Origin of the sequence: Streptomyces chryseus, assembly GCF_014650755.1 — a bacterium.
In the GTDB taxonomy this organism is placed as follows: Bacteria; Actinomycetota; Actinomycetes; order Streptomycetales; family Streptomycetaceae; genus Streptomyces; species Streptomyces chryseus.
Genome location: NZ_BMVO01000005.1, coordinates 1 through 12,560, shown reverse-complemented (window position 1 = coordinate 12,560; position 12,560 = coordinate 1). Strand labels below are relative to the sequence as shown.

The following is a 12,560-nucleotide window of genomic DNA, read 5'->3' as shown; positions in this document are numbered from 1 at the left end:
GCGAGCGAGGGCCCGGTCGGCACCTCACGAGGCTGAGCTCCTGGGGCGGACCGCCGCCGACGACACGCAGGCCAGGCAACCCCCCTGCCCGCGACGTATGTTGTTGAGTGTCGGCGCGCAGAGGTGACCGCACCGTACGCACCGGCACTTCCACGGGTCGCGCACGCGGCCGGGGAACGGCACCAGCGGCCGCAGGCCGGCCGCCCGCATGTCCGCCTCCGCCACCGCCGGGTCCACCGGGGCCCGTCCGGCACAGGCCAGGCAGCCACTGCCGGCCCGTATCCGGAACAGCCGCGGGTGGACGACGCTCCCGCAGGCCAGATGGCGGCAGCGCCATCTGGCTCTCGCGCCCGGATAGGGCTCCAGGGGCTCGAAGCCCGCGGCGCGCAGGTCCGCCTCGGCCCGCTCGCGGCCCACGGCGAGTCGCCGCGCGTCGGCGGCGGCCCGGCCGCACCGGCGGCACCCCGAGGTGGCGCCGGAGCGGACCGAGCCGAAGGTGGGCGCGACCCGGTGCGCGCAGTTCAGACAGCGGCAGTTCCAGGCGGCGTTCGACCCGGGGTAGGGCTCCAGCGGTTCGAGGCCGACCGCGTGCATGATCGCGGCCGCCAGGGCGGCGTCCATCCTTCTGGGCACGGCGCGACTTCCCCCTTCGGCCGGGCAGTCCCTGCGGTCCGCGGCCGGTCAGGCCGGTGCGACGACGTCGATCCGGACGCCGTTGGGATCCGTGACCACGAGGTGCCTCTGATCCGGGCGGCCCACCGCCCCCAGGGCGACGAGGCGCTCCCAGTCCTCCTGCGGGCCGTCCACCGTGAGGGTGATCCGCACCGCGCGCACCGGCCGGCCGAGGGCCTCGGGCAGTGCGGGATGGGAGTGGTCGAGGAGGGCGAGCTCGTGCTGCGGCCGCCCGGGCCGGCTGAGGGCGGCGTACCACGGGGTCGTGTGCGTGGCGTCGAAGCCGAACAGTCTGCTGTAGAAGGTGCGCGACTCCCCCAGCCGTGAGGTGCAGATCACCGGACAGAAGCTGGTCAGCATGGAATGCCATCTCCGCTCACGTACCAACGGTATGCGAGATGAACCTAATGACATACCGTTGGCATGTCAACATGGCCCCTTCTGCTCAACGATCCGCCGCCGCCCAGGACATGGCCGTACGCCGCCGGTTCAGTTCGGTCGGTCCGGCGGGCAGCGTCCCCGCGGGAACGGCCGGCGCGGCGGCATGCGGGCCTCCCGAGCAGCTCGTCCCGCTCGGTCCTCTCCGGCGCATCGAGCAGGGTGGGCAACAGCCCTTCCGGCCACGGGGTCCGCCGCACCGCCATACCCGGGCTTCGCCCTCCGGGTGGACCACCGCTGTCACGTCAGCCTGCCCCGGGTCCGGCGGATGTGACGCGGGGGCGGGTGCCTCGTTGAGACGGGATGACCGTACTTCCGCCTCAGAACGGTGTTGTGATGACGTCCCCTGCCGTGACCAGCTTCTACCCTGTGCTCTGCACCGAGCGGCTTCGTGAATCCGTGGCGTTCTACACCACGCTGTTCGGCTTCGAGACGACCTACACGAGCGACTGGTACGTCAGCCTGCGGCGGCCCGAGCCGCCGTACTACGAACTGGCCCTGGTGGACGCCGGGCACGCGACCGTACCGGAGGCGTTCCGGCGAACGGCCCAGGGTCTGCTCCTGAACTTCGAGGTGGCCGACGTCGACGCCGAGTACGCGCGCCTCGTGACGGGCGCCGGACTGAAGCCCGAACTCGACCTGCGCAGCGAGGCGTTCGGCCAGCGCCACTTCATCGTGGCCGACCCCGACGGCGTACTGATCGACGTCATCACCCCCATCGCCCCCACGGCCGGCTACGCCGCCGCCTACCAGGACGGGTCCGGAGCCGGGATGTGAGCGGTGCGGCCCGCGTCGTACGACGCGGGCCGCACCGGCGGTCTGCCTGCCCCGGCAGGGATGGCTCGACCTGCTATGCCTCCACATTGACGGCAGGCACGGTGCCGTCGGCCGAACCGCCGGAACCGTCAGCACCGTCGGAGTCACCGCCGGCTCCCGTGGCCGGAAGCTTGATGACCACCGCCACCAGCACCGCGGAGGCGAGCGCCACGACCGCCCCGATCGCGCCGATGACATTCATGCCGTCGGTGAACGCGTCCCGGGCGGAGGCGAGCAGGGCCGTCGCGACCTCCGCTGACATGCCCTGCGCCGCCTCGGCCGCCCCCGCGAGCGTGTCACCGGCGGCCTCCGGAGCCCCGGAGGGGAGCTCGACCCCGCTGCGGTACACGGCGGCGCCGAGGCTGCCGAGCAGCGCCACACCCAGCGCCATGCCGAGTTCGGTGCTGGTCTCCGAGATGGCCGCGGCGGACCCGGCCTGTTCGGGCTGGGCCGACCCGACGACGATGTCCGTCCCCAGGGCGATGAGCGGGCCGCCGCCGGCGTACACGAACGCGAAGCCCGTCACCACCTGCGCGATGCCCGACGAGCTGTCGGCCAGGCTCAGCATCACGTGGCCGACGCCCGACACCGCCAGACCCGCGGCGACGACGTACGCCGGACGGATCTTGGCGGCGGCCATCGGGGACACGACGGCCGTCACGATCAGCGCGAAGGCCGCCGGCAGCAGGTACAGACCGGCCTTCATCGGGGACAGGCCGCCGACGAGCTGGAGGAACTGCGTCACCGTCAGGTACGTGCCACCGGCCACCAGCATGCTGAGCAGCAGCGTGAGCAGCGCGGCGCGGAACGTGGGGTTGCCGAAGAGCTTGAGGTCCAGCAGCGGGCTCTCCAGCGTGCGCTGACGGCGGACGAACAGCACGCCGACGGCCAGGCCCACGACGAGCGACAGGACCGGGACGGGGCCGAACCCGTCGTTGGCGATCTCCTTGAGTCCGTAGATCACCGGCAGGATCGCGGCGAGCGACAGCACCGCACTGGTCAGGTCGAGCCGGCCGGCCTCCTCGTCACGGTACTCCGGCAGCAGCAGCGGGCCGGCGACCAGCAGCACGCCCATGATGGGCACGCCGAGCAGGAAGACCGAACCCCACCAGAAGTACTCCAGCATGGCGCCGCCGACGACCGGGCCGAGCGCGATGCCCACGGAGAACATGGTGACCCAGACGGCGATCGCCACACCGCGCTGCCGCGCGTCGCGGAACATGTTGATGATCAGGGCGAGGGTCGAGGGCATCAGCGTGGCTCCGGCGATGCCCATCGCCGCCCGCGCCGCTATCAGCATGGCCGGGCTGTCGGCGTACACGGCGGCCAGCGAGGCGAGGCCGAACGCGGCGGCGCCGATCAGCAGCAGCTTCCGGCGGCCGATGCGGTCGCCCAGGGTGCCCATGGCGACCAGGAAGCCCGCGATCAGGAAGCCGTAGATGTCGATGATCCACAGCATCTGGGCGGCGGAGGGGTCCAGGCCCTCGCTGATGTGCGGTACGGCCAGGTGCAGCACGCTCACATCGATGGACAGCAGCAGTGTGGGCAGCGCCAGTACGGCGAGGCCCAACCACTCACGGGGTCCGGCCTGCGAGGAGGCCTCGGCAGTGGTACTCACGGTGGTTCCTTTCGGGGGGTGGTGCTCATCGGTGCCCGACACGGTCATCGGGCCAGGGGGGACGGGAGCGGTGCCGCGGACGACCGGGGGGTGTCGAGGCCGGGCACCAGGCGGGCGGCGACCGCCGCCGCGTTGGCGGGGGTGTAGAGGTAGAAGTGGCCGCCGGTGAACGCCTGGCGGCTGAAGCCGCCCGAGGTCTCCAGCGACCACAGGTGCATCCGGTCGTGGACGACGACCGGATCGTCGACCGCGCTGAGCGCGAGGATGGGGACGCGGGTGCCGGACAGCGGTCGCCGGTAGGTCTCCATGGCCTCCAGGTCGGCCCGGATCGCGCGGAGCGACGGCTGGACCAGGTCGGGGCGGTCCATCAGGACGGGAGACATCCCGCCGATGTCCGTCAGGTGCTCCAGCAGCTCCGTGTCGCTCCTGAGGTGCGCGAACGGCGGCTCGCTGGGGAAGCACGGCGGCTGGCGCGCGGACACGGCGAGCAGGGCGGGCGGCAGCCCCTTCTGCTCCATCGCCCGGGCGAGTTCGTATCCGAGCACGCTGCCGAAGCTGTGCCCGATGATCGCGTACGGCAGCGGCTCCAGCTCCGCCAGGCCCCGGCCGAGGGCGTCGACCAGCGGCTCGACGCGGGTCAGCAGCGGCTCGTTGATGCGCACGCCGCGTCCGGGCAACTGGGCGACGACGCACTCGACGTCGTCGGGCAGCACCTGCCACCAGGAGCGGAACGCGGAGGGCCACCCGCCGGCGTGCGGGAGCGCCACGACCCGGTACCGGGGACGGGGCACGGGCTCCCGTCCGGCGCCGGTCCGCCTGCGCGCGCCGGCCCCGACCGCCATCCACCAGCCGCTCATCGCGGACCTCCGTCCTCGGGCGCGGGCGCCGGGCCGGCCAGCAGCGGGTGGTGCTCCTCCAAGTGCTTGACGACCCGCTCCTGGTGGCGCTGGAGGCGCTGGCCCGGCAGGTGTTCGAGCGCGTGCAGGAAGGGGTCCTGAGGGGCCGGCAGACCGGCGATCGCGCTCGCCGTGCCCAGCACCAGCGTCGGCTGGTACCACGCCGAGTAGCCGCCCTCGTGGGCGAAGACGATCCTGCCCCCGGTCAGTTCGTCCGCGAGCCGGCACATCGCCGACGTCATGGCGTGGAAGGTCCGGCTGGTGCAGAGCATCCGGCCCATCGGATCGTGACCGCTCGCGTCGACGCCCGCCGCCACCAGGATCAGATCCGGCCCGAAGGCGCGGGCCGCCGGCGCCACGATGCGGTCCATCACCGCGAGGTAGGCGCCGTGGCCCGAGCCGGCGGGCAGCGGCACGTTGAGGGTGCTGCCCGTGCCCGCGCCCGCGCCGGTCTCCAGCACGAGACCGGACGCCGCCGGGAACAGTCCTTCCTGGTGCACCGAGACGTACAGCACGTCGGGGTCCTCGTAGAAGGTCCTCTGAATGCCGTTGCCGTGGTGCACGTCCCAGTCCAGGACCAGCACCCGGCGCGCCCCGCGGCGCTGCGCCGCACGGGCGGCCACAGCCAGGTTGTTGTACAGGCACAGCGCCATCGCCCGGTCCGGCTCCGCATGGTGGCCGGGCGGGCGCACCAGGCAGTACGCCCGGTCGAAGCGGCCGTCCAGGACGTCCTGGACGGCCTGCACGCAGGCCCCGACGGCAAGCCTCGCGGCCTGCGCGCTGTGGTAGTTGACGTGCGCGTACACACCGGCGTCGCCCGCTCCGGCCGCCGACGCCGCCTCGACCCGCTCGATGTGCTCGGGTACGTGCACGAGGAGCAGGTCCTCGTCGGAGGCCGGCGCCGGGGTGAGGCAGGTGAACCGGTCCATCACGCCGGACGCCTTGACCAGGCCCTCGGCGCGCCGGAGGTCCGGGTCGACCGCGAACTGGCGCAGCGGCTCGACGCCCGGCCCGACGGGGACGTACCCCGATCCGGGGCCCGGGTCGTGCCAGAAGCAGATCTCGTGGCTGTACCACGCGAGACGCGGCGTACTCACCAGCCGGACACACTCAGCGAGGCCCGGCTGATCCCGGCGACCTTCTCGATGTACTGGAGGTAGTACTCGCGCTCCTCGTCCGGGGTGCGCTTGGTGCGCAGCGTCGTCTCCAGCAGGCCGAGCACCTGCTCGGCCTCGGCGGAGGACAGCGGGCGGTCGCCGACCTCCTTCTCGGACTCACGGATCCGCCGGGCCGGCTCCAGCACGCCGGAGTCGTACTCGCGCTGGTCGGTGCTGTGGTTGCGGGTCGAGGCGATGGTCTTCAGAACCGCTCCGAAGAACGCCGCGGTGTCGATACCGGTCATGTTCGTTTCCCCCTCGGTTGGCGTGTGTACGGACGGTGCGCGGTGATGCGGTCAGGTCGGGCGCTCCGTCCGACGGCTTCTCAGCGAATGAGGCCGCAGGCGCGGCCGGCCTTCTCCAGCGTCACGACGGCCGCGTCCAGGTCGGCGTCGGAGTGACTGAGGTTGACGATGGTCCGCAGCCGGGGCAGTGTCCGCGGCACTGCCGGGTAGACGATCGGCTGGACGAAGAGTCCGTCGAGCTGGCACAGCCGGGCCATCGACCCCGCCTGTTCCGCGCTGGTGCAGATGATCGGCACCACCGGCGTCTCACTGGCCAGCGTGTCGAAGCCCAGGGCGCGCAGCTGCTCCCTGTACCGGTCCGTCCTGACCCGCAGCTCGCGGGTGAGGGACGGGGCGGCCGCCATCACCTCGACCGCGGCCTTGGCCGCCGCCACCTGGGCGGGTGTCGCGGCCGCCGAGAACATCCAGCCCCGCGCGTTGTTCTTGAGCGCGAAGACCAGATCGCGGGACCCGGCGACGTAACCGCCCGCGCTCGGCACCGTCTTGGAGAGCGTGCCCATCTTGACGTCGACCCGCGCCGGGTCGATGCCGAAGTGCTCGGTGATGCCGCGCCCGGTGTCGCCGAGCACGCCCAGGCTGTGCGCCTCGTCGACCATCAGCGGGGCGTCGTACCGCTCGCACAGCTCCACGATGCCGGGCAGGTCGGCCACATCGCCGTCCATGCTGAACACCGCGTCGGTGACCACCAGGCGGCCCGCGTCACCGACCTTGCGCAGGGCGCGTTCCAGGTCGGCGAGGTCGTTGTGGGCGTAGGTGATGACGGTGGCCCCGGACAGCCGGTAGCCGTCCAGGATGCTGGCGTGGTTGTAGACGTCGCCGATGACGAAGTCGCCGGGGCCGACGAGAGCGCCGACCGTCGCCACGTTCGCCATGTATCCGCTGGAGAAGACGATGGCGTCCTCGGTGCCCAGGAAGCGGGCCAGCGCCAGTTCCAGCTCCCGGTGCAGGTGCAGGGTGCCGGCCAGCAGCCGTACCCCGTGGGCGCCGGTCCCGTGCCGCTCCACGGCGCGCAGGGCCTGGTCGTCGATGTAGTCGTGCCCGATCAGCCCGAGGTAGCTGTACGAGGCGAAGTTGAGGAACCAGCGGCCGTCGAACTTGATCCGGGACCCCGTGGCCTCCTCGATGACGGGCTCGTAGAAGTACTCGTCCTTGGCGACGATCAGGCGGTCCTCCGTCGACAGGGCGTCGATGCGCCGGTCGAGGAACGTGCCGTGCGGGGCGTCGGCCAGTCGGCCCGGCAGCGTCCGCCGCGGTGTCCGGCCGGTGGCCGGGGGCGGGGATCCGGCGGGGGATCCGGCCGGGTACGGAGCGGGGGCCGGGGCGGCGGGGGTGGGCACGGCCGCCGGGGCCGCCGGGGTGGGCGACACCACGGCCGGGGCCGCCGGGGCGGGGGTCACGTCCCGGAAGCGATCCCAGTCGGGGACGAAGGGCGCGGCCGTGGCCGGAGCCGCAGGGGCCGCCGGCCCGTCCACGGCCGTCGCCGGCCGCTGCTGCGGCGCCGAGACCTGCGCCGCGCGCACCGGACGTGCCGCGGGCTCCGCACGGGCCGGGGCCGGGGCGGGCGGGGCGTCGGGAGCGCTGCGCGGCAGCGAGTCGAGGTGGGCGAGGAGCGCCCCGACGTTGCTGTGTTCGAAGAACACCATCGGGTCGATGTCGAGCCCGTCGACGCTCAGCGAGGCGGCCAGCTCGACCGCCATCATCGAGTCGAGCCCCAGCTCCAGCAGATCGTCCTGCGACGACACGTCGTCGACGAGCAGGACCTTCTTGAGCGCGTGGGCGAGCGGCAGCCAGAGCCCGGTTTCCGGCGTGACAGCAGTCATAGGTGCATCCTTCGCTTTCGCGGCGGCGGACAGGACGTAATGCGCGGGAGGATGGCTCAAAACCGTGCGGAGCAGGCTGATGCCGTCCTGCGCGGTGAGGGCGGGGATGCCGTGCGCGGCGGCCTTCGGGGCGATGGACTCGCCCATGCCGACGGTCCACAGGCCCCAGCCGAGGCTGTACCAGGGCCGGCCTTCGGCGCGCTGTCGGGCTGCGTAGCCGTCCAGGTAGGCGTTGGCCGCGGCGTAGGCGCTCTGGCCGAGGTTCGCCCGTACCGCCGCGACCGAGGAGAACAGGGCGACGAAACCGGGCCGGTCGTGCCCGGACACCAGGTCGGCCAGCGCGTGTACGCCACCGATCTTGGGCCCGAGTACGGCGTCCACCTGCTCCGGCGTCAGGCTGCGCGCCAGTCCGTCGCGCAACACCCCCGCGGCGTGGAACACGCCGTCGTAGCGTGCCGCGCCGGCCAGCTCCTCGCGCAGCGAGCGGACGTCCGCCGCGACGATCGCGAGGTCACAGCGCGCCCCGAGCCGGTCGAGGCGTTCGCGGGCGTCTCCCTGTTCCGGCACGGTCCGCCCGACCAGGGTCAGATGGGCGCAGCCCGCCTCCGCGAGGAACTCCGCGACCCGCAGGCCGATGCCGCCCATGCCGCCGGTGACCAGGAAGCGACCGCCGTCGTACCGCACCGCGCCGGGCGTGCTCGCCGGCAGCGCCTGGACCGAGGGCTCGTACCAGGCGCCGTCACGCCGGGCGAGTTCCGGCCGGTCCTGGCCCAGCGCCTCCCACACGGCAGTGGCACGGCCGCGCTCCGGGCCGGCCGGCTCCTCGACGCCGAGGTCGAGCAGGCGGATCCTGGTACGGGGATGCTCGACGCGCAGCGTGCGCCCGAGGCCCCACAGGGCGGTCATGAACGGGTCGACGGCGTCCCGCGCGGCCACCTGGTGCGCGGCGGTCGTGACGATCAGCAGGTCGGGCATCGGCGGGCGTGCCGCGATCCGGCGCACCAGCGCGAAGACGTCCTGCAGGGCCCGCGTCACCCGCGCTTCACCGGCCACCCCGCGCGGTGCGACGTACACCACCTCCCGGAAACGGGTGTCGGCCGACAGCGTGTCGAGTCCCTCGCCGGACAGTTGTGCGGGCGTCAGGTGCACGACGTCCCGGCCTGCCGGCGGACGGAGTTCGTGCTCGGAAACGACGAGCACGGGCCCCTCGGCCGCCGCAGGGTGCGTGGCAGCCGGTTCCGCCTCCCGCCAGACGACGGTCTCGATCAACGGGACCGCCGGCAGCGCCGGTTCCGGCTCGGCCGGCGCGGCGGCGACCGCGGTGGCGGTCGCCGCCGCGGGCGCTGGGGGCTCGGGGGACGCCACGGGCCCGGCGGCTTTGAGGGTGACGCGGTCCAGCTCCAGGAGGACCTCCCCCTGCTGGTTGCAGACCGTGGCCCGTCCGCGTACGGCACCGCCCCGGCCCCCGGCGTCGGCCGGTTCGTCCCGCTCGACCACCGCGATCACCGTGCCGGAGATCCTGCGGCGGGCCACCAGCCGGCCGACGTACCAGGGCAGACACGCCCCGGCCGCGCCGTCGTCGAGCATGCCGAGCGCCTGGAAGACGCTGTCGAGCAGCGCCGGCGGTACGAAGGGGGGCACCGACGCCGCGTCCGCGTCGTCGGCCGCCCGGAGCATCAGCAGCATCCGGCCGGGGCCCCGGTGCGCCGACCGGATCACCTGGTACGCCGGGCCGTACGCGATCCCGCTCGCCTCGCGCCACGCGGCCACGTCCGACAACGGCACCTGCTCGGTGCAGCCGGCCCGCAGCGCGGCCACATCGACGTAGCCGGGCGGCGGCAGCGGACTGCCGGACACCCGGGCGGTGCTGTGCTCGACGGGTAAGCCGTCCGCCGGACGCGCGGAACGGACCGCGCACCGGCCGTCCTCGTCCGTATGGACCTCCAGCTCCGCCTGGGGCCCCGCCACGAGCAGGGGCACCCTGAAGGCGACCTGCTCCAGCGTCCACCGGCAGTCGGGGCGCCGGGCATCGCAGGCGGACAGCATGGCGTCGATCTGGGCGGCGGCGGGCACGACCGGGATGCCGCCGATCCGGTGGTCGGAGACGAGCGGATCGGCGGCGTCGAGAACTGACCGGAAGCCGCTCATGTGTGGAGGTCGAATCGCTCGGTGGCCTGGACGAGACCGTTCACCTGGATGTCGACGGTGTGCGCACCCGAGTAGTACCGGCGGGTCTGCACCTCCTTGATCGTGTGGGTCTTCTCCAGGGACCGCCGCTCGCCGGGGCCGAGTTCGAGGGTGGTGAGCTTGAAGACCTTGGGGATGCTGCGCCCGTTCTTGCGTACGTGGTGCACCACGTAGTCGATCGCGATGCTGTGCGACCGGGCGTCGGTGTTCTCGATGTCGAAACTGATGACGAGCGTGTCCCCGATGGTCACCGACCGGGGGGTGATCTCCAGCCTGGGCACCTTGACGTGCTCGCCGCCCGTGGCCCCGAGGATGGCCAGGGCCTGCTGATCGCCCTTCTTCACCAGGGTGCGCAGCCCGTGCTTGACGATCCAGCTGGTCTCGGGCGTGGGGCTCTCCTCCCTCCACCGCAGCACGGTCGCGAGCGCGAGGTCGGGGGCGTCCTTGGAGATGTCGTTGAGGTTGTTGGCGACGGACTTGCGCACGTACTCCGAGGAGTCGCTGCGCAGCGGCTCCAGGATCTCCAGGACCGGCTGGGGGTCCTTGACGAACATGGTCAGCGTCCGGGCCCAGGGCAGGCGGGAGCGGATTCCCTCACTCGCCAGGCGCCGCACATTGTGGCTGGGGCTGCGGGCCCAGTCGGCGACGCGCTCCATCGTCAGCGCGTAGTGCTGTTCGACGTACGGCCGGATCGCGTACTCACCCGTGTGCCGCTTGGTGATCTCCTCGATGGCGTCCAGTGACAGCTCCGGGTGGTCGAGGCCGTACTCCTCCACGAATCGGGCGACCGGCATGAGGAACCAACTGTGGTTGAACATGCCCTCCCCCTCGGCGAGTTCGTCGCCGAGGACGGCCAGGAGGATCGGCACGGCGTCGGCGTAGTCCGCGGGCAGGCGGGTGCGCAGTCCCTCGGCCAGGACGAGGACGCGATCCTTCAGCTCCTTGCCGGGAATGCGCTCCTCGACCTCGGTCGCGTAGCCCTCCACGTCGAACTCGGGGTGGACGGCGCGAATCCTGCCGCCGATCAGGTGTGCCGCTTCTCCGTTGAAGTACCGCTTGAGTCCGTATTCGCTAGCCATGACGCTGGGGCCTTCTCATCTCGTTCGTGTGGTTCATCGTGGTGCCGGGCGGGTCCGCGGAGACCCAGTACCGCTGCCGGTTGAAGGGGTAGGTGGGGATGGTCACGGTCTGCCGGCCCTTGCCCTGGTGCAGCGCGGGCCAGTCGAGGTCGCCGGAGGTCTGGTTGACGTAGGTGGCCAGCGCTGTGTGCACCTCGGCCTGGTCGGTGCGCTCGCGCCGCAGCGTGCTCAGCCACACCGGGTGCGCACCTGCCCATGAGGCCCGGGCCAGGGAGGTCAGCTGCGGATGCGGTCCGATCTCCCACACCGATCCGGCACCCACCTCCTCAAGCGTGGCCACGGCCTGGGAGAAGCGCACCGGCTCGCGAATGGCCCGGCCCCAGTACCCGGGGTCGGTCACCGACTCGGCCGTGTGCCATCCTCCCGTCACCGACGACGCGAACGCCACCTCGGGCGGCGACAACGGCGTGCCGGCCACGGCCTCGACGAAGGGTGCCACCGCCCCCTGCATCGCGGCGGAGTGGAACGCGTGACTGACCACCAGCGGCCGGCACCGCAGCCCCGACTCCCGGCTGAAGCGCTCCACCGCGCCGGCCGGGCCGGTCACGGTCACCACCCGGGGTGCGTTGAACGCGGCGATCTCCACCCCCGCGAACCCGGCCAGGGCCGACGACACCGTCCCGGCGTCCGCGTGAACGACCGCCATCGCGCCCGCACCGGGCTGGGATTCCATCAGCCCGCCCCGCACGACCGTCAACCGCAGCAGGTCCTCCAGGCCCAGCACACCGGCGGCCCACGCGGCCGTCAGCTCACCCAGACTGTGGCCGACCACCGCGTCCGGACGCACCCCTGCCGACTCCAGCCAGCGCACCAGAGCCACCTGCACGGACACGATGCCCACCTGTGCGTACCGGGTCCGGTCGAGCCGATCCGTCGCCCCACCGAACAGCAGGTCCGGCAACGGCACATCGAGGTACGGGGCCAACAACCCGGCACATTCGTCCAACGCGGCCCGGAACACCGGCTCCGCCGCGTACAGACCACGGCCCATACCCGCGTACTGCGAACCCTGACCGGTGAACATGAACGCGACCGGCGCGGCCGCGCCGCCCCTGCGCGACACCGGGAGGCCACCCGTGGCCACTTCCCTCAGGCCGGCGGCCACCTCACGCCCGTCAGCACCCCGTACGACCGCACGGAAACGATGCCCCGCGCGCCCGGCGTTCGCCGTGAACGCGACATCGCCCAGCTCCTCACCGGAGATCCCGGCCACCCGCTCCGCGTACGCGCCGGCCAGGGCCCGCAGCGTCGGCTCGTCCGCAGCGCTCACCCGCAACAGGTGCGAGTCCTGCGCCAACACACCCCGCACCACCGGCGCGGGCGGCTCCTCCACGATCACATGGGCGTTCACCCCGCCCATCCCGAACGCGCTCACCGCCGCCCGACGAGGCTCCTCACCCCTGGGCCACGCCATCACACGATCCGCCAGAAAGAACGGCGACTCCTCGAACCGGATGTGATCATTCGGCCGCACCACATGCAAAGACGGCGGAACCAACCCATGCTCCATCG

General features: G+C 72.7%; 10 protein-coding genes. 1 reads left to right on the top strand and 9 read right to left on the bottom strand.

Annotated features, from left to right (window positions below; all coding sequences use genetic code 11):
* Positions 1-24 precede the first annotated feature (24 nt).
* Positions 25-633 carry a hypothetical protein gene (locus IE185_RS10740; RefSeq protein ID WP_138896744.1) on the bottom strand — a complete coding sequence of 203 codons (609 nt, stop codon included), beginning with the start codon at positions 631-633 and terminating at the stop codon, positions 25-27.
* A 48-nt stretch (positions 634-681) separates the two neighbouring features.
* Entirely contained in the window at positions 682-1,032 is a 351-nt protein-coding gene (locus IE185_RS10735) for a VOC family protein (protein WP_138896743.1), read from the bottom strand.
* Positions 1,033-1,446: 414 nt separating this feature from the next.
* Between IE185_RS10735 and IE185_RS10730 the strand changes: the two genes are divergently transcribed.
* Positions 1,447-1,887, top strand: a complete 441-nt coding sequence (locus tag IE185_RS10730; RefSeq protein WP_138896742.1) for a VOC family protein — start codon at positions 1,447-1,449, stop codon at positions 1,885-1,887.
* A 73-nt stretch (positions 1,888-1,960) separates the two neighbouring features.
* Here the strand turns inward: IE185_RS10730 and IE185_RS10725 are convergent, their stop codons facing one another.
* The 7 genes from IE185_RS10725 to IE185_RS10695 form a co-directional block, all read right to left on the bottom strand.
* Complete coding sequence (locus tag IE185_RS10725; RefSeq protein ID WP_373303709.1) at positions 1,961-3,592, bottom strand: MFS transporter; 1,632 nt, start codon at positions 3,590-3,592, stop codon at positions 1,961-1,963.
* Entirely contained in the window at positions 3,589-4,401 is an 813-nt protein-coding gene (locus IE185_RS10720) for a thioesterase II family protein (protein WP_138896740.1), read from the bottom strand. The genes IE185_RS10725 and IE185_RS10720 overlap by 4 nt, the downstream gene beginning before the upstream one ends.
* A complete protein-coding gene (locus tag IE185_RS10715) occupies positions 4,398-5,537 on the bottom strand; it encodes a class II histone deacetylase (RefSeq protein ID WP_138896739.1) in 1,140 nt (379 codons plus the stop codon). The genes IE185_RS10720 and IE185_RS10715 overlap by 4 nt, the downstream gene beginning before the upstream one ends.
* The gene (locus IE185_RS10710; RefSeq protein ID WP_138896738.1) at positions 5,534-5,842 is read right to left on the bottom strand and encodes a hypothetical protein; all 309 of its coding nucleotides are present in this window, start codon (positions 5,840-5,842) and stop codon (positions 5,534-5,536) included. Before IE185_RS10710 ends, IE185_RS10715 begins: the two co-directional genes overlap by 4 nt.
* An 80-nt stretch (positions 5,843-5,922) precedes the next feature.
* Positions 5,923-9,870, bottom strand: a complete 3,948-nt coding sequence (locus IE185_RS10705; RefSeq protein WP_189715057.1) for a bifunctional SDR family oxidoreductase/pyridoxal phosphate-dependent aminotransferase family protein — start codon at positions 9,868-9,870, stop codon at positions 5,923-5,925.
* Entirely contained in the window at positions 9,867-10,988 is a 1,122-nt protein-coding gene (locus IE185_RS10700; RefSeq protein WP_138898236.1) for a DNA alkylation repair protein, read from the bottom strand. Before IE185_RS10700 ends, IE185_RS10705 begins: the two co-directional genes overlap by 4 nt.
* Positions 10,981-12,558 carry an acyltransferase domain-containing protein gene (locus tag IE185_RS10695; RefSeq protein ID WP_189715055.1) on the bottom strand — a complete coding sequence of 526 codons (1,578 nt, stop codon included), beginning with the start codon at positions 12,556-12,558 and terminating at the stop codon, positions 10,981-10,983. Before IE185_RS10695 ends, IE185_RS10700 begins: the two co-directional genes overlap by 8 nt.
* Positions 12,559-12,560: the final 2 nt, after the last annotated feature.